The sequence below is a fragment of the Altererythrobacter sp. B11 genome, from assembly GCF_003569745.1.
GTDB lineage: Bacteria > Pseudomonadota > Alphaproteobacteria > Sphingomonadales > Sphingomonadaceae > Croceibacterium_C.
This window is the reverse complement of sequence record NZ_AP018498.1, coordinates 3,206,271-3,223,343: the sequence shown is the minus strand read 5'-3', so window position 1 is coordinate 3,223,343 and position 17,073 is coordinate 3,206,271. Positions and strand designations below refer to the sequence as shown.

Annotated in this window: 19 protein-coding genes; 2 read left to right on the top strand and 17 right to left on the bottom strand. The window is 65.9% G+C overall.

Translation table 11 applies throughout. The features are described from left to right. Positions 1-71 precede the first annotated feature (71 nt). The 4 genes from AEB_RS15220 to AEB_RS15205 form a co-directional block, all read right to left on the bottom strand. Positions 72-2,012, bottom strand: a complete 1,941-nt coding sequence (locus tag AEB_RS15220; protein ID WP_172593126.1) for a pyrroloquinoline quinone-dependent dehydrogenase — start codon at positions 2,010-2,012, stop codon at positions 72-74. Between the two features lie 193 nt (positions 2,013-2,205). Further along, entirely contained in the window at positions 2,206-2,916 is a 711-nt protein-coding gene (locus tag AEB_RS15215; RefSeq protein WP_197714443.1) for a hypothetical protein, read from the bottom strand. Next, complete coding sequence (locus tag AEB_RS15210) at positions 2,913-3,614, bottom strand: HupE/UreJ family protein (RefSeq protein WP_231958766.1); 702 nt, start codon at positions 3,612-3,614, stop codon at positions 2,913-2,915. Before AEB_RS15210 ends, AEB_RS15215 begins: the two co-directional genes overlap by 4 nt. Beyond that, positions 3,604-4,113 carry a cytochrome c gene (locus AEB_RS15205; RefSeq protein WP_145985317.1) on the bottom strand — a complete coding sequence of 170 codons (510 nt, stop codon included), beginning with the start codon at positions 4,111-4,113 and terminating at the stop codon, positions 3,604-3,606. The genes AEB_RS15210 and AEB_RS15205 overlap by 11 nt, the downstream gene beginning before the upstream one ends. A gap of 227 nt (positions 4,114-4,340) precedes the next feature. On the opposite strand from AEB_RS15205, the gene AEB_RS15200 reads away from it, so the two are divergent. Further along, complete coding sequence (locus AEB_RS15200; RefSeq protein ID WP_119083889.1) at positions 4,341-4,715, top strand: c-type cytochrome; 375 nt, start codon at positions 4,341-4,343, stop codon at positions 4,713-4,715. A 79-nt stretch (positions 4,716-4,794) separates the two neighbouring features. Here the strand turns inward: AEB_RS15200 and AEB_RS15195 are convergent, their stop codons facing one another. The 10 genes from AEB_RS15195 to AEB_RS15150 form a co-directional block, all read right to left on the bottom strand. Further along, positions 4,795-5,808 carry a VOC family protein gene (locus AEB_RS15195; RefSeq protein ID WP_119083888.1) on the bottom strand — a complete coding sequence of 338 codons (1,014 nt, stop codon included), beginning with the start codon at positions 5,806-5,808 and terminating at the stop codon, positions 4,795-4,797. Between the two features lie 32 nt (positions 5,809-5,840). Continuing rightward, entirely contained in the window at positions 5,841-7,787 is a 1,947-nt protein-coding gene (locus AEB_RS15190; RefSeq protein WP_172593125.1) for an outer membrane protein assembly factor BamB family protein, read from the bottom strand. 125 nt (positions 7,788-7,912) lie between these two features. Beyond that, positions 7,913-8,800: a kinase gene (locus tag AEB_RS15185; RefSeq protein ID WP_119083886.1), complete on the bottom strand. Its 888-nt coding sequence runs from the start codon at positions 8,798-8,800 to the stop codon at positions 7,913-7,915. Further along, a complete protein-coding gene (locus AEB_RS15180) occupies positions 8,797-9,771 on the bottom strand; it encodes a 2-hydroxyacid dehydrogenase (RefSeq protein ID WP_119083885.1) in 975 nt (324 codons plus the stop codon). Before AEB_RS15180 ends, AEB_RS15185 begins: the two co-directional genes overlap by 4 nt. After that, entirely contained in the window at positions 9,771-10,613 is an 843-nt protein-coding gene (locus AEB_RS15175) for a beta-etherase (protein ID WP_119083884.1), read from the bottom strand. The genes AEB_RS15180 and AEB_RS15175 overlap by 1 nt, the downstream gene beginning before the upstream one ends. 68 nt (positions 10,614-10,681) lie before the next feature. Next, complete coding sequence (locus AEB_RS15170) at positions 10,682-11,599, bottom strand: ketopantoate reductase family protein (protein WP_119083883.1); 918 nt, start codon at positions 11,597-11,599, stop codon at positions 10,682-10,684. Continuing rightward, positions 11,596-12,171, bottom strand: coding sequence for an NUDIX domain-containing protein (locus AEB_RS15165; RefSeq protein ID WP_231958765.1), 576 nt, complete (start codon positions 12,169-12,171; stop codon positions 11,596-11,598). Before AEB_RS15165 ends, AEB_RS15170 begins: the two co-directional genes overlap by 4 nt. A gap of 8 nt (positions 12,172-12,179) precedes the next feature. After that, complete coding sequence (locus AEB_RS15160; protein WP_119083882.1) at positions 12,180-12,857, bottom strand: TPM domain-containing protein; 678 nt, start codon at positions 12,855-12,857, stop codon at positions 12,180-12,182. Continuing rightward, positions 12,858-13,679 (bottom strand): TPM domain-containing protein, encoded by an 822-nt coding sequence (locus AEB_RS15155; protein ID WP_231958764.1) that lies wholly within the window; start codon positions 13,677-13,679, stop codon positions 12,858-12,860. A gap of 11 nt (positions 13,680-13,690) precedes the next feature. Then, positions 13,691-14,365 (bottom strand): LemA family protein, encoded by a 675-nt coding sequence (locus AEB_RS15150; protein ID WP_172593124.1) that lies wholly within the window; start codon positions 14,363-14,365, stop codon positions 13,691-13,693. Between the two features lie 135 nt (positions 14,366-14,500). On the opposite strand from AEB_RS15150, the gene mscL reads away from it, so the two are divergent. Further along, a complete protein-coding gene (gene mscL, locus AEB_RS15145; RefSeq protein ID WP_119084681.1) occupies positions 14,501-14,938 on the top strand; it encodes a large conductance mechanosensitive channel protein MscL in 438 nt (145 codons plus the stop codon). A gap of 814 nt (positions 14,939-15,752) precedes the next feature. Here the strand turns inward: mscL and purQ are convergent. The 3 genes from purQ to AEB_RS15130 form a co-directional block, all read right to left on the bottom strand. Next, positions 15,753-16,433 (bottom strand): phosphoribosylformylglycinamidine synthase subunit PurQ, encoded by a 681-nt coding sequence (gene purQ / locus AEB_RS15140; RefSeq protein WP_119083880.1) that lies wholly within the window; start codon positions 16,431-16,433, stop codon positions 15,753-15,755. Beyond that, complete coding sequence (gene purS, locus AEB_RS15135; protein ID WP_119083879.1) at positions 16,433-16,672, bottom strand: phosphoribosylformylglycinamidine synthase subunit PurS; 240 nt, start codon at positions 16,670-16,672, stop codon at positions 16,433-16,435. The genes purQ and purS overlap by 1 nt, the downstream gene beginning before the upstream one ends. Positions 16,673-16,764: 92 nt before the next feature. Then, complete coding sequence (locus AEB_RS15130; RefSeq protein WP_119083878.1) at positions 16,765-17,040, bottom strand: metal-sensitive transcriptional regulator; 276 nt, start codon at positions 17,038-17,040, stop codon at positions 16,765-16,767. Positions 17,041-17,073 lie beyond the last annotated feature (33 nt).

Genomic DNA, 17,073 nt, shown 5'->3' with positions numbered 1-17,073 from the left:
GTGGCCGCACGCCTTCTAGCGCGTAGTGGCCGGTGTCTCATCGTTTTTTCCGCCGCCGCCCTGCCGCCGCGTCATTGGCCCCGCGCGGGCAGGGCGAAGGTCATGTACTGGCTTTCCCCCGCTTCGGGCAGCCCCAGTCCGCCAGCGAAATGGCCGACGCCGCCGACGGGGATCGTCACATATTCCCGCCCGTCCACTTCATACACGGTGGGCACCCCCTCTGTCGCGGCGGGAAGCTTGTATTCCCACAGCACCTGGCCGGTTGCAGCATCGCGCGCGCGGAAGGTGCGATCGGTTGCGGTGCCGACGAACAGCACGCCGCCCGCTGTCGCCACGGGGCCGCCGCGGGGCGCCTGTGCGCCCACGCCGGTAACACCCTTGTCCTCCAGCGGCAGAACTTCGCCATTGGGGATGTGGTAGAGCATCTTGCCCGTGTTCATGTCATAGGCGGTGAGGAAGGAGAACGGCGGCTTGATCGCCACCATCCCATTGCTCTGCAACAGGAAGTTCACCGGCGACTTATACGGCAACACGTCGCCGCCGCCATTGGGCATCGCCGCCAGCGCACTCTCGCGCTTGTCCAGATTGAGCTTGATGAGCAGCGGCAATTCCCGGCTGACGACGAAGAAGCGCTTGTTCACCGGGTCCACCGCGGTGCCGCCCCAATTGGTGCCGCCGTTGTGGCCGGGCATGGAGATCGTGCCGCGCAGGCTGGGGGGCGTGAAGAGGCCTTCGTTGCGCCAGGTCTTCAGCCCTTCGCGCAGCTTCTCCTGATCGGCTTCCGGCAGATAGGGATTGATATCCTTCTCCGTGAAGCTCTGCCGCGCGAACGGCTGCGGCCAGGTGGGGAGGGGCTGGGTGGGTGAAGCCTTTTCGCCCGGCACGTCGCTGGCCGGCACGGGGCGTTCCTCGATCGGCCAGATCGGCTCCCCGGTCAGCCGGTTGAACACGAAGACGAAGCCATGCTTCGTCGCCTGGATGACCACAGGAATATCTTTCCCGTCCTTGTGGATGGTCATCAGCTTGGGGGCGACGGGCAGGTCGAAATCCCACAGGTCGTGATGCACGATCTGATAGTGCCAGATGCGCTTGCCCGTGTTCGCGTCGATCGCGATCAGCGAGTTGGCGAACAGATTGTTGCCTTCGCGATTGCCGCCGTAGAAATCATAGCGGGCGGTGCCGGTGGGCACATAGGCGATGCCCAATTCCGGATCGACGGTGAATTCCGACCAATTGTGGACGCCGCCGAACTTCTCGTGATCCTTGGCGGGCCAGGTGTCGTAACCGAATTCGCCCTTCTGCGGCACCGTGTGGAACACCCACTTCAGCGCGCCGGTCCGCACGTCATACGCCTGAATGTCTGCGGGGGAGGACGCATAGTCATAGGCCCCGGCGGGGAGCGCCATGATCAGCGTGTCCTTGTAGATCCGCCCCGGATTGTCGGTGTGCAGCATGCTCGGCTTTTCGGAGCCTTCCGGCAGCCCGTCGCGCAGGTCCACCATGCCGCCCGTACCGAAGCTATCGATCAGGTGCCCGTCATGCGCGTCGATCGCGCGCAACATGCCGTTGTTGAGCACGAACAGCCGTGCTTCGCGGCCATCTTCGCTCTGCCAGTAGTTGATGCCGCGTGCCCCGATGCGGCCTTCCATATGGGTACGCCAGATTTCCTGCCCGGTGGCCGGGTTAAGCGCGGCAATGTTGTTGTCCCCGGTGATGACGTACATCCGCCCGCCGCCGATGACGGGGTTCAGGCGGGGGGGCTGGCCTTCACCTGTCTTGTAGCTCCAGGCGAGCTGCAGATTGGCGACATTCTGTTTGTCGATCTGCGCGAGCGAGGAATATTGCGACGAGTCGGAGCCGCCGAGGTAACCATCCCACCCAGTGAAATCGAAATTGCCCTGCGGCGCGGCGGCGGTGGAGGCGACGCCGGCCGGCGCGCTGGCGCAGCCCGCGGCGAGCAGCAGCGCACCCGCCGGGATCAGGGGGCGCGCAAGGCGCAACAGATTGTTCATGCGAAATGAAAACGCGCGCGGCGATGTACCCACACCCAACTCCCAGCTTTGCTTGGCCGGCCGATCCCGTTCTGGCCGGCGCGCCCTGCCTAGCCGAGATGGCGGCGGTTCAACAAGGGTGGAAAGTGCCCGAGTTTGACAAAATCCGGCTCTGATACAATTTGCTGAGATCCTGCGGGCGCGCAGCGGCCCTTCATTGGGTTGCGGGGGATGCGGTCTGGTTCTGGCCGGAATCCGCGGAGGGCGCGGCAAGTTGCCGTTCGTGCTGCCCTGTTTGATCGAACGTGTAGGAGGCGGAAATCGGCCCTGCCGCATCAAGCGTGAGCGTGACATTGTCCAGCGTGCGGTTTTGCCAGTACCAGCCATGAATCCCGGTGAATGGCGCCACATACACGCCGCTCTGCGTCGGCCCTGAAGTGATCGCGTAGCTCTCGGTCAATTCTTCCCCGCCCTCGTAAGGGTGGGCGTGCATGTCATATTGCAGCGGTGCCCCGGCTTGCCAGGCGAAGACCAGAGGCTGGCCCTGCGCCAGTTCGTATTTCACTTCGATGCCTTCGAAGGGCAGCAGTTCGAACCGGAATCGGTCTGCCTTCACCTTGCCGGCAGGCGGTGCAGCAATGCCCTTTTCTGCCAGAATTCCTGCATAGGCGGGAAGCAATCCCGCTGGCGCCGGAGAGATGTCCGCCGCAAGGAGCACGCCCTGCCGTTGCATCCCGCGCTGCAATTCGGCCGATTGGCCCTCTTCGGCCAGCTTGATGAGCCCGGTGGCCTTGCCGATGCCTGTGGGATCCACGCCGAATTCGGCCGGCAGCACGAATGCCACGACTACGGCCCCGGCCAATAGGGCTGCGGTGGCCGAGGCGATCCAGATCGTCCTTCGGGAGGATGCGGGTTTCTGCGTCATGCTGAGAAGTATCCGGACAGGTGATAGAGGGTGAGGGCGATACCGGCGGCCAGCAGAAGCCAGTTGGCCACCCGAGCGCCGGCCGCGAAGCCGCGCGTTCCGCGCCATAGGGTGAGAAGAAGGAGGACGGCGGCGAGAACGATGATCTGGCCCAGTTCCACCCCCAGGTTGAAGGAGAGGAGGTTGGCGAGCAGGCCGTCCTGCGACAGGGACAGGTCCATCAGCTTGGTGGCAAGGCCCATGCCGTGGAACAGGCCGAACACGAACACCGCCAGTCTCGTGTCGATGGCAACGCCCGCCCGCGCAAATCCGCCAAGGTTCTCTATGGCCTTGTAGACCACCGAGAGGCCGATCACCGCATCCACAAGCGACGCGTTGAGCCCGACGCCGAGCAGCACGCCGCCGAGCAGCGTCAGTGAATGGCCCAGAGTGAACATGGAGACGTAGATCACCACGTCCCGCATGCGCTGAAGATAGAAGACCACGCCCACGAGGAAGAGGATGTGATCGATCCCGGTGACCATGTGCTTGGCGCCGAGATAGAGAAACGGCACTGGGGCTGCCCCGCGGATCGACTGCACATAGGCCCGGTTGGCGTCCGACAGATCGTGGGCGAGCACCTGCGCCATGGGCAGCAGCAGGAGCATGAGCGCCGCCGCGGCCAGCGCCGTCCGCCGGCCCGCGGGGCTATTCGGCACCGGGGGACTCTTCGGGTTTCGAAACCATGCTCACCGCTTCGCCATTGGCGGGCGGATAGGCTTGATGGCAGGCGCTGCAGACGCTGTAGACCGTGCCGCCGACTTCGAAAACGGCGTCCACGTCCTTGTCTGCGGCAGCCTTTTCGGCGCGCTGGCCGGCCTCTGCCAGAGAACGCGAAAACTGCATCCAGTCCTCGCCGCGACCCTCGGAATAGAGCGGTGTCATCAGCAAGTTGCCCAGCTCGGTCAAGGTCGCGGCGCTGTTGCGCGCGCGGGCCCAATCCTCGTCGGTTTCCGGCACGATGTCGTGAGTGCCGGTTTCATCGGAGATATATTGGACCGTACCCCAATAGCTTTCCGCCACTGGCTGGATGGAATAGGCCATGAGTTGCTGCACCGAATGTGCCTTGAGGTAGGGGGCGCTTGCCTTCTCCTCTTTTTCGGCATTGCATCCGGCCAGCACTGTTGCGCCGGCAACCAGCAGCATCATGCGTCGCATCGTTGTCTTTCCTCCCCGTCCTTTTGAGCTTGCTTATTACAACGCGGCGCTGCCGTCATCCCTCCAATGGCGGGGCAATGGACGGCGAGGGACGGCTACGTCGGAAATTGACAATGTCCTGAAATTTCTATCCGGTAAATCTGTGGTAAAGCTTGACTCTCATAGGGTCATCCTTGACCAGAAGCCGGCATTTGCGGGCCGCGAGATAAGATTGAAGGGAAGGCAGAATGGATCATAACACGGTGAAGAATGCTGTTCGGGGCAAGGCGGGCATCGCAGCCCTGGCCTTGGCGATGATTGCCATTCCCGCGACCAGCGCGTTCGCCACCGCGGAAGATCCCACGGCCGCCCTTTCCACCGAACAGATGGAGCAGGGCCGCCAGCTCTTTTCCGACTGGTCATGCGGCGCCTGCCATTCGCTGGCCGATGCCGGCGGGGTGGGGCATATCGGCCCCTCCTTCGACGGCGACAGCAATCTGACGGTTGATTTTGCGGTGGGCCGCATCACCGATGGTCAGGGCGCTATGCCAGGCTTCGGCGGGCAGCTGACGGATGAGGAAATCCACCTGCTGGCGCAGTACATCGTCCACGCGAAGAAGTAGTCAGAGGCTGCATCTACGTGCAAAGGGGGCCGCGAGGCCCCCTTTTTTGTTCCGCTATCAATGTCCTGGCGCGTGATGTTCACTTGCCGGATGAACCCGTCGCCTGCTCCCGCGCGGTGCGGCTGCCGGGGCCGACCTGCGCGTAATAATTGGTCACGCCGTCAGGATCGTTGAGCCACACGGTCGTGAGATCGAAGCCACGCAGGCGGTTGAGCGGCGTTTCAACCGCCACCCTCCGCGCCTTGCCCTTGGCATCGGCCATGGCAGCATCGGTGATGACATATTGAATGCCGGCGCTGCCGTTATCCACGGCCTTGCCGGTCGGCTCGTAGAGATAGAGCGTCGTTTCCCCATGACGGTAGGGATAGAGGGTGAGGCCGAGCACCGGATCCTTCACCGGCGGGAGTTCGTCGAGCCCCACGAACTCGCGATAGAAGGCGCGGCTTTTCGCCAGATCGGATACGCCGATGCCCACGCCCACGCCGTCGTTCGACCCGTCCTTGGCGCCCTTGCGGATCACCAGCTCGATGGGGAAGCCGCCGGGGTCGGTCACCAGCGCGCCACGGCTGCCATCCGGACGGTCGGTGAAGCTGGGGGCGGGGAGGCCGGCTTCGCGGAAGCGCCCCACAACCAGCTCTTCGCTGGGGTAGGACAGGGCGAAGAAGCGGATGCCGGTGCCGCCTTTCACACCGCCTGACAGGTCATACTTGCGGCTGCCTTGCTGGCCCGCGGCAAGCTTGATCTGCATGCTGCCCACCCCGGTCAGCAGCATCTGCTGGCTTTGGGTCAGCTGGATCGGACTGAGCGAGCGCAGGGCCAGCGCCTTCGTGTAGAAATTGACCATGTCCGATGTTTCATCGCGCGGGAAGCGGCGAAACACATTCATGCCCTTCGCGGCGAATAGGCTCCGCGTGGAGCTGTGCAGCTGTTCGTCGGTCAGTTCGCCCGGCTTGTAGGCCAGATCGTCATCCAGCTGCATCACTGCCCCTTCGGGCGTGGTGGTCGTCCGGCCGGCAGTTGCCCCATCCTGCGCCGCGGCACAGCTCGCCAGCGAACCGAACCCCAGCGCGAGGATCATGGAAATCCGTTTCATGCATTCTCTCCCATTGTCCCTTGGCGGGTTTGTCATTCGGGCAGGGCGAAGGCCACCAGCGATTCCTGGTTCAGCGGTTTCCCGTCCGGCCCGCGCGCGCCGGGGCCTGCGAAGTTCGACCCCGCCGCCACCACCGCGATATATTGCCTGCCATCCTTGCCGCGATAGGACACGGGCACGGTTAGCGCGGCATAGTCCAGCTGCTTGCTCCACAGCAGCTTGCCCGTCTTCTCGTCAAAGGCGCGGAAATAGCGGTCGCTCGTCGCGCCGATAAACACCAGCCCGCCTGCCGTTACGATCGGGCCGCCGAAGGTGTTGTTGGCGCCGGTATCCTGCTTGCCTTCGGGCAGGGCCTCGGTGATGCCCAGCTTGCTGGCCCACAGGATTTCGCCGCTGTTGCCGTCGACCGCAATCAAGCGGCCCCAGGGCGGGCGGATGCAGGGCAGGCTTACCTTCTGCCCGTCCGCGGTTTCGAAGGAAGCCTGGAAGCCGGAATAGGCGCCCGGTCCCTGCAGGCTGCCGCGATCATAGACCTGCGTCGAATCCGCGGTGCCGCGGCCATAGTCGCCCTTGGGGTCGCGCTTTTCGATCCAGCCGATGCTGCCGCTCTCACTGGTGTTGACGAAGACGATGCCCTTGGTGGGATCGGCCGCGCTGCCGCCCCAGTTGGAGCCGCCATTGTGCGGCAGGTTGATCGAGGCACGGGGGAGGTCGCCCTCCTGATGCAGGAAAAACGGCGTAAAGGGCCCGGAGTTGAAGAAGGTGCCGCCGTAGGAATCGAGCAGCTTGTGGCAGGCGGCGACATGCTCGGGCGTGGTGTCCGCCTCCGTCACCACATCCGCCGGCGTCCAGTACATGCGCGACAGCGGTTCCGGCTTCACTGGGATCGGCTGCGTCTTGGGATACCATTCGCCCGGCACATCCCCGCGGCCAACCAACTGTTCGCGCACGCCGTGGATCGGCTCCCCGGTTTCGCGGTTGAGGATGTACATGAGGCCCGGCTTGCCCGTTTCCGCCAGCGCCGGAATCGTCTTTCCGTCCACCGTCACGTCGAACAGCACCGGCGGGGCGGGCAGATCCCAATCATACAGATCGTGATGAATGGTCTGGAAATGCCATTTGTACTTGCCGGTCTGGGCATCCACGGCGACGATGGAGTTGCCGAACAGATTGTTCCCTGGCCGATCCCCGCCATAGTAATTGGGGCTGGGGCTGCCGATGGTCATGTAGATCGTGTCGGTCTTCGGGTCGGCGGTGGTGTACCACACCCACATGTTGGTGCCCGATCGGCCCTTCCATCCTTCGTCCAGCCAGGTCTCGTGGCCCACTTCACCGGGGCGGGGGATGGTGTTGAACTCCCACAGCTTCTTGCCCGTGCGCGCATCGAAGGCACGGGAATTGCCGGAATCGCCATAGGGCATCTCCGCCGTGGCTGCGCCGATGACCATCACATTGCGGTAGATGGACGGCGGATAGGGGTAGGGGGTGCCCTCGAACTCGATCGAGCCGCCCTTGCCGAACTGCGTGTCCAGCTGGCCCGTGCGCGCATTCAGCGCGGTCAGGCCGCCGCCGGTGGAATAGAAGATGCGCGGCTTCAGCTTGCCCTCGCCCGGCCAGTAGCTGACGCCGCGGCGAATGAGCGCGCCCTTCACCTCGTGCCGCCACATCTCCTTGCCGGTGGATGCATCGAGCGAGACGACGGCATTGCCGATGGGCACATACATGATCCCGTCGATCACGATCGGGACGGTGCCGCCCAGCAGGCTCGCGCCGCCGGTGGGGCGCAGGCGGAAGGACCACGCCTGCTGCAGCTTGTTGACATTGCCCGTATTGATATCGGGTAGCGGGGAATAGCGCGTGCCCCCCAGATCGCGCGCCCAGCGCGGCCAGTCGGCCGGTCCGGGCTCTTGGGCTTGCTGGGCCGCGAGGCTGGATGAAAGCAGGCTGGCGCCGGCTGCAAGGGCGAACAGGGTTCGCATCAGAAACTTCTCCCCCAAGTGGAAACGACAGTTCTTCCGACGCTGAATCGCGCCTGTCATTCCCCTGCCTAGCGGAGGATTATCCGCGCCGCAATTCGTTCATTTCAAAACGATTGCAAACCGAACTAATTTCCTGTCGGCATGGCTGCCGATCCAGCTGACGGATCGAGCGGGCGCTGGTCGTTGTCGATGCGGATGACAATGTCCGCCCGGCCGGGCATTTCTTCCAGCATATGGCGGGTAAGTCGCTCGTAATGGGCGATGAAGCGGTCGATCGCGGCAGCATCCATCACAGCCGTGCCGTCCGGCGCCCGCGCGGCCAGCTTGCGTTCCTGCAGCAGGCGGTTCGCCCGCACCACCTCAAAGCCGGGGACCTGAAGCATCACGAGCATGTCGAGCCGCGCGAACAGCGCAGCATAATCAGCGGCGAGTCGGTGGTTGACCTCCCGCCGCCAGACTCCGTCGGCGTCTTCCTGCGCTTCCAGTGCGTTGATCGGCTGCGCAAGCTCCGCTTCCGCCTGCGGCACCGCGCCGACGCACCACCCTTCGAACAGTAACACCTCGATTCCTCGCTCCGGACCCACGAGATCGGGCGCGCGATCATCCGCCGCCTTGTCGAAGCGGGGGCGAAACACCTCGCGCCGCGCCAGTACATCGTCGAAGATCGCCATGGCGATGGCCGTGTCATGCGTGCCCGGCACCCCGCGCGTGGCAAAGAGCGGATGGGTTGTGGCGGCCAGCCGCTGCCGCTCGGCCCTGGTGCAATAGATATCGTCCAGCGACAGCGTGGCCGCATGCAGGCCGCGTTCCTGCAGCAGCACCTCAAGGAAGCGGCAGAGGGTGGATTTCCCGCTGCCCTGCGCCCCGTTGATGCCCACGATCAGCGGGCGCTCCTCCACCGCCACACGGTCGGCGATCTGCCGGGCGAGGGGGCGCCAATGCCGTTCCACAATCGTGGCATAATCGGGCGGAAGCTGCTCCGCCTCGATCAGCGCTTCAATCGCGCTGGTCACACGACCCGATCGGGCAGTGCCTCGCCCCGCGCGAAGGCCTCCGCATTGGCCAGCGCCTTCATCCCCATCGCCACGCGGGTCTCTTCATTCGCACTGCCGAGATGCGGCAGCAGGACGAGGTTCTCGAGGCCGAGGAGGGCAGGGGGAACGGCCGGCTCTTCCGGATAGACATCGAGCCCGGCCCCGCCGAGATGGCCGTTCGCCAGCGCTTCGGCCAGCGCCTCGTGGTCCACCAGGCTGCCGCGGGCGGTGTTGATCAGGAAGGCGCCCGGCTTCATCGCGGCGATGGCCTCTGCGTCGATCAGATGCGCCGTTTCGGCACCGCCGGGGACGTGGAGCGAAACGAAGTCCGACGCGGCGAGCAGGCCCGGCAGATCGGCGAAATAGTCCGCCTCCAGCTCCTCCACCACGGCGGGGTCCGCCTCGCGCCGGCCGTAATAGGCGATGCGCATGCCGAAGCCGTGGTGGGCGCGGCGGGCGGTGGCGATGCCGATCCGCCCCAGGCCGACGAGGCCGAGCACCTTGCCCGCAAGTGCCGATCCAATGAGATGCGTCGGCCGCCAGCCGGCCCAGCGGCCGGCGCGCAACTCGCGCTCTCCCTCGCCGGCGCGGCGCGCGGCCATCAGCAGCAGGGTCAGCGCGATGTCCGCCGTGGCATCCGTCAGCACGCCCGGCGTATTCGTCACCGCGATCCCCCGGGCCTCGGCCGCGGCCAGATCGATGTGGTCGAAGCCGACACCGTAATTGGCGATCAGTTTCACCCGATCCCCTCCGGCGATTACTTCTGCATCGATCCGGTCGGATACGGTGGGGCACAGGATGTCGAACTCCGCCATGGCGCTGGCGAGATCTGTCTGACTCAGCGGGCGATCCGCCGAATCCAGCGTGAGCTCGAACCGTTCCGCTATGGCGCGCTCCACCGGCTCCGGCCAGCGCCGGGTCAGCAGAACCTTCAGCCGTTCCTCCGCCATCAGGCCTTGGCCATGCCTTCGGTAATGCGCTGCGTCTCGGTGCGGGTGGATTCCGGCCCCGTGTTGCGCTTGTGGATGCCGCCGGCGCCCTGCGGCATGAACAGCGGCGGATCGCCTTCGCGCTGCTTCAGGCCGAACAGCGGGAACAGGCCCGGATGGCGGCCGAGGCCGCCGTAGAGGTCGAGGCAGCGGTCGATCCAGCCGCGCAGCGGATCGTCCTCGGCCAGCACGGGGCTGGTCTTGCAGACCGAAGCGGTGAAGAGGATCGAGCCCATGATGCGGTAATCGGCATAGTTGGGGCTGTCGCCGCCCAGCCAGTCCACCTCGCGCAGAGCAATGCGCAGCGGCTCCAGCGCGGCGGAAATGCCCGGCAGGCGGTCTTCATAGCCGGCCTGCATGTCTTCCAGCTTCTGGCCGAGCATCTTTTCGCGCGAATAGGTGATGTATTCGTGATCCTCGGGGTTCGAAAGATCGCGATAATTGGCGCAGAAGCAGCGCATCCACGGGCCCGTGGCGGCGCCCCAGAACCACGCATCCAGCGCGCGGGTGACCGCGGCAACGCTGGGGTGCGGGATCAGCGTGGGCCGGTCCGGATAGGTCTCGTCGAGATATTCGACGATGCCCCAGCTATCGAGCACCCACTTGCCATCATCCACGATCGCGGGAAGCCGTTCGGTCATGCCGCCGGTCCGTTCCGGAATCTTGGTGAAGCCGCCCGGCACCACGTCCAGATCGAAGCCCTTGTGCTTCAGCGCGTATTTCGTCGCCCAGACGAAGGGGCTGATCGTCGCGCCGGTGGACAGTGCGAGATCGTAGAAAGTGATGGTGTTGTTCTGGGCCATGCGAGTCCTCTCCGGAGTCTTGTTCCCGCCCTGCTATTGACTCTATCCGGAAATTGGAAGGGCCCGGATCAGCCCAGCTTGGCGTCTTCCAGCTTCACCATCCGGTAAAGCGTCTCTGTCACCGGCACCGGCACACCCGCAGCCTGCGCCGCCTCCACGATCGCGCCGTTGATCGCGTCGATCTCCGTTCGCCGGCCTGCCTTCACATCCTGCAGCATGGAGGCTTCGTGGTCCGCATGATCGGTCATGGAGACTTCGGTGAGATCGTGGATGGCGCTCGCCTCCAGCGTGATGCCGCTGGCCCGCGCTGTGGCCACGCCTTCTTCCACCACTTGGCGGATCAGCGCGCGGCTCTCTGCATGGCTGCCCAGGAAGCCCGGCGTGCGGCGGGTGAGGGCGCAGAGCGGGTTCATCGCCGCGTTGAAGATCGCCTTGAACCAGATTGCCGCGTGGATTTCCGGGTCGAGCGTGGTCGGGATGCCCCCGGCGCTCAGCAGCTGCGCGATCTCGGCCGCGCAGGCGGGGTCGCCCCCGAAGGCCGGATAGAGCTTCGATCCGCCTTCGCCGTGGCTGCGCACCTTGCCCGGCCCGACGAGATCCGCCGGCATGGTGCTGGCGCCCACCATCACGCGCTCTTCCGCGGCATGGGCGGCGAGGCGGCGATCATTGCCGAGGCCGTTCTGCAGGCTGAGCAGATGGGTTCCTGCGCCCATTGCGGCGCTTATGCCGGCCAGCGCCCGATCGGTCTGGAAGGTCTTGGTGAAGACGACCACGAGATCGGCAGGCTCGCGCGCCTCTTCCGGCCGCAGCGCGGGGATCGGCAGATGTTCGGTGCCGGCGCGCGTTTCCAGCTCCAGCCCCTGCGCATTGATCGCGTCGAGATGGGGCTGGTTGACGTCCACCAGCGACACCCGCGCGCCCGCGCGGTGGAAGGCTGCGCCATAGAGGCAGCCCATCGCGCCCGCGCCGAGGATCAGGATGTTCACGCCTCGTCTCCCAGAATTCCGGCGCCGAGCAGGAGCAGCAGCTTGACGTCGATCGCCCCGCCGTCCGCGCGGAAAGCGGCCACGACATCGGCGACCTGCGCCAGCGGCACTTCATGCACCACGATGCCTTCGCCTTCCACGCCGCCACCGGCACCGGTGCGCGTGAGGCCGGTGGCCTTGAGCAGGGTGAAGCCTTCCGACACCATGCCGGGGGAGGAGGCGAATTCGCCCACCTGTTCCCAATGGGCCGCGCGATAGCCGGTTTCCTCTTCCAACTCGCGCGCCGCGGCGGCCAGCGGATCTTCGCCTTCTCCGCCGTCATCGTCGCCGATAAGGCCTGCCGGAAGCTCCAGGCTGCGGCGGCCGAGGGGCACGCGATATTGCTCAACCAGCAGCACGCGACCGTCCCCCACCGCCAGGATCACCGCCGCCCGGATGCCGCGCGCGCGGGAGACATATTCCCAGCGGCCGCGCGTCTTGGCGAGAATGTATTTGCCCGCCCATTCCACACGCTCGGGCGCGTCGGCATCGGGGGGCAGGGGGGCGGAGGGGGAGAGGGGGCGTTCGGTCACGCCGCGGCTTATAGTTCGATCAGCCGGTCGGGCAATTCGTTCCGGTCGTCTTCCGCGCGGGGGAAATGCTCGGCCAGCACCCCGCCGACCTTGCCCACCGCGGCGATCATTCCGTCGGCGATGCGCCCCTGCTTCAGCTCGGTGAGAAGTGCGGCCATGGCATCGCCCCACACCTCCGGCGCGACCTTCCCGGTGATCGCTTCATCGGCGACGATCTCTGCCCGATGCTCCTGCATGGAGAGGTAGATGAGGATGCCCGTGCGCCCCTGCGTGCGCCGTTCGGCCCCCACCTTGAACAGGTCTATCGCGCGGTTTTCCGCCCGGTCGGTCTTGATCCGACCGGGGATGAGCGCGAACTTCAGCGGCTTCCACAGCTGCAGCAGCACCATGGCGATGAATTTCAGCACGCCGATGCCGAGTGCGATGGTGAGGATTTCGCGCGGGCTCCAGTCGTGGCTCCACAGGCCGAAGATACGCTCCAGCAGGTCGAGATAGAAATGCGGCACGGCGGAGAACACCGCCATGGCCGCGAAGGCCACGCCGGTCGCCCAGGCAAGGGCGATATCCGTGTAGCCGTCGGACTGGTCGGCGATGATCGTCACGATTTCGCCGGCGCTGTGCGATTCCGCCAGCGCGACCGCATCGCTGACGCGGCGATGGTCCTCCGCAGTGAGATAACCGGCCATCTACCAGCTCCCGCCCGCGCCGCCGCCGTTGAAGCCGCCGCCCCCGCCGCCGAAACCGCCGAAGCCGCCACCACCGCCTCCGCCGAAGCCGCCTCCGCCGGAGCGGTGGCCACCCATCGCGCTGCCGATGGCGCTCCACAGGATCACGTTGCCGACCGAGCTGGCCACGCCGTGCCGCCGGCGACCGCGGCCGCCCCGGCCGAAAATCACGGCGAAGAAGATGATGAGAACCATCCAGAAGATCACACCGCCGATCCCGGCCGAGCGTTCCGAGCCATTGCCCGCCTTGGCCGCTGCCGCCTCCGCTTCCTCGATCGCGGCGGCTTGGGCGGGATCCATGCTCAGCCGTTCCATGATCGCATCGGCGCCCGCGGCGATACCGCCCGGCATGTCGCCGTTCTTGAACGCGGGGATGATGGTGTTGCGCACGATGCGCCCGGCCGAAACGTCGGTGAGCCGCGCCTGCACGCCGCGTGCGGTGCTGATCCACACCTCGCGCTCGTTCGGCGCCACCAGCATCAGCACGCCTTCTTCGGTTTCCGCGCCGCCCACGCCCCATTTTTCGGCCAGGCCGCGGGCGTAGGATTCCGGATCGAGACCGTCGAGGCTGTTGACCGTTGCCACGATAACCGCCCGGCCGGTCTGCTGGTTATAGGCGCGCAGCTTGGCATCCAGCGCCGCTTCCTCCGCCGGGGGGAGGACGTTTGCCTGATCGAGCACCGGCCCTTCGGGTCGGGCGGGGAAATCCTGTGCCGCCGCCGGCAGCGCGAGAAACGCAGCCAGGGCGGCAAGGATCAGGGCAAGGAAGCGCATTTGCGGCATTGGCCGGTGGCTCAATTGGCCGCCCCGGCCGCCGCCTCCTGCTCGCCCCCGGCGTTGTCATTGGCCGGCGCCGCGGCAGGCGTGCCGCCCATATTGCCGAAGTCGACCTTCGGCGCCGTCTGGGCGTCGGGCTCGGCGGAGAAGGGCTGCATCGGCTTCGCGCCATGGATGATCTTCGCGCCGATGATGTCGGGGAAGGTGCGGATCGTGGTGTTATACTCCTGCACCGCTTCGTTGTAGCGGGTGCGGGCCACGTCGATGCGGTTCTCCGTGCCTTCCAGCTGGTCCATCAGGTCCGCGAAGCGCGCCTGGCTCTGCAATTGCGGGTAGTTCTCCACCACCGTGCGCAGCTGGCCCAGCGCCTGCGTCAGCTGGTTCTGCGCGTTCTGGAAACGCTGGAACTCTTCCGGATTGGAGAGATCCTCGGTGGTGATGTTGATCGAGGTGGCGCGGGCGCGTGCCTCGGTCACATTGGTCAGCACCTGGGTTTCGGACTGGGCGGCCGCCTGCACGGTGGCGACGAGATTGGGCACCAGATCGGCGCGGCGCTGATAGGCGCTCTGCACGTCGGCCCATTTCGCCTTCGCGTTCTCTTCCGCCGTTGGCACGGAATTGATGCCGCAGGCCGCGAGCGAGATTGCCGCGAGAACAACCACAGCACTGCGAATCGAAGACATCAAAGACATGGAACTCCCCTCGGGATCATACCGACTGTGTTGGTTAAATAGCACACCGGGGCGCGCTTTCAAGCGGCCTGCGGGGTTGTCCCCATGGGCTTGCTTTGGCAGGACAGGCTGACGCTGCTGGGAGAGACGAACGCTATGTGGGCAGAATTCAAGGCATTCATCGCCAAGGGCAATGTGATCGACCTGGCCGTTGCCGTGATCATCGGCGGGGCGTTCAGCAAGATCGTCACCTCGCTGACGGAGGACATCATCATGCCGCTGGTCGGCGCGATCTTCGGCGGGGTCGATTTCTCCCGCTATTTCGTGCTGCTCAGCACGCCCGAAGGCTATGACGGCCCGCTGGACGATTATGCCGCGCTGAAGGAAGCGGGCGCGGCGATGATCGGCTATGGTTCCTTCGTCACGGCAGCGATCAACTTCTTCATCCTCGCCTTCATCATTTTCCTGATGGTCCGGTATCTGAAGAAGATCATGGCCGAGTTCGAGGAGAAGAAGGAAGCCGCTCCGCCCGCGCCGCAGGGGCCGACGGAGATCGACCTGCTCAAGGAAATCCGCGACGCGCTGAAGAAGTAGGCGCCTCGCGCGCGTCCTTCGACAGGCTCAGGACGAGCGGGGGGGCGGGTGGGGCCTCGCGTGCGTCCTTCGCCAGGCTCAGGACGAGCGGGGTCCGGGTGGGCCCGGCCTGCCAGTGGCGAGTTGCCGGCATGTATCTTCGTCATTCCCGCGAAGGCGGGAATCCAGGGTGCAATACGCACTCGGTTCGTCGCACGCCCGCAACGCTTGGAACGGCGTGGAACAGGGTTCATTGGCAGAAAACCGGGCTTTCCAACAGCGCGTGACCTGGCGTCTCTGCAAGGCGCTTTTGCAGGTGGTTCACGGTGGAAAGAGCGGGCTTGTGGGTAGCCGTTCGACCCGGCTGTAGGAAATCCGCTGCGGGGGTGCGAGATCTCACCCCACGGGCGTGGCGCGCGTCCTTCGACAGGCTCAGGACGAGCGGGGGGTGAGGCCCATCCCGCTGCCGTCGGTGCGAGACCCCGGGTCAGGCCCGGGGTGACGGCTGCTACCAGCCCCGAGCGCGTCCTTCGACAGCATCAGGACGAGTGGGAAGGGGGCGGCTTTCCTCCCTCGTCATTCCCGCGAAGGCGGGAATCCAGCGCGGAGCCAGCCGCGCGCGTCATTGGACGGGCTCGGGACGAGCGGGCTGGGATCGGGCCTGCGACCCTGGCGTGCTCACCCCTGACCCACACCCGCTCAGCCTGAGCCTGTCGAAGGCCACGCGCTGCCGCGGCCATGTTCGCCTTAGGCATCGAAGGCCATGCCGGCCGCACTGGATTCCCGCCTGCGCGGGAATGACGAAGGTAGGAGCCGGAACCGCGAGGAGCTAGCCTCAGGCCTTTACCAGCCCGGCGACCACACTTTCGAACAGCGCACGACCGTCGCTGCCGCCCTGGGCGGGTTCGATGGCGCGTTCGGGGTGGGGCATCATGCCCAGCACATTGCCCGCCTCGTTCAGCACGCCGGCGATGTCGCGGAGCGAGCCGTTGCAGGTTTCGCCGTAGCGGAAGGCCACGCGGCCTTCGGCTTCCAGCCGGTCCAGCGTGGCATCATCGGCGAAGTAATTGCCGTCGTGATGTGCCACGGGGATGCGGATCACCTGCCCGGCGCGATAGCCGCGGGTGAACAGCGAGGTGTCGTTGGCGACCGTCAGCGGCACGGTGCGGCAGATGAAGGTCTGCCCCGCATTGCGCATCAGCGCGCCGGGCAGCAGCCCCGCTTCGGTGAGGACCTGAAAGCCGTTGCACACGCCCAGTACCGGCACGCCGCGCTGGGCGGCGGCGACGACGGAGCGCATGATCGGGCTGTTGGCCGCCATCGCGCCGGAGCGGAGATAGTCGCCATAGGAGAAGCCGCCGGGCAGGGCGATGAAATCCAGCCGGTCCGGCAGATCGGCATCGCCGTGCCACACGCGCAGCGGCGCGGTGCCGGAAACCGCCTCCAGCGCCACGGCCATGTCCCGATCGCAATTGGAGCCGGGGAAGGTGACCACGGCCGCGCGGAAATCGCCCATCAGGCCGTCTCCAGCTTCTCGATACGATAGTTTTCGATGACCATGTTGGCGAGCAGCTTGCGGCACATCTCGTCCAGCGCGGCGTCGGTGGTGCTGTCCGCCACTTCCAACTCGATCAGCCGGCCCACGCGCACATCGTTGACGCCTTCGAAGCCCAGCCCTTCCAGGGCGTGGTGCACCGCGCGGCCCTGCGGATCGAGCACGCCGGGCTTGAGGCTGACATGGATGCGGACCTTCATCGCGCGGGGGCCTTTCAAAGGGGATTGGACTCGCTGGCGAGCCTATGGCGATTGTGCCGCGCGCAAACAAGGGGCGGTTTTCCCCGTTCGCGCTAGCGCCGCTGCCGCTCCATCAGTTCCACCAGCTCTTCGAACTTGGCGCGCTGTTCGGCCTCGTCGCCCGAGGCGATGGCATCGGCCACGCAGCTGGCGGCATGGGCCTTCAGCACGGCGCTTTCCACTTTGGCAAGCGCGGCGCGCGCCGCCTGGATCTGGTTCAGCACCTCTATACAATAGCGGCCTTCCTCGATCATCCGGGCGACGCCCTGGACCTGGCCGGCGATGCGGTTGAGCCGGTTCACCTGCCCTTGATGCTTCGTGCCGTCCATTGGCGATGCTCCCGGTTGATATACCCCTGGGGG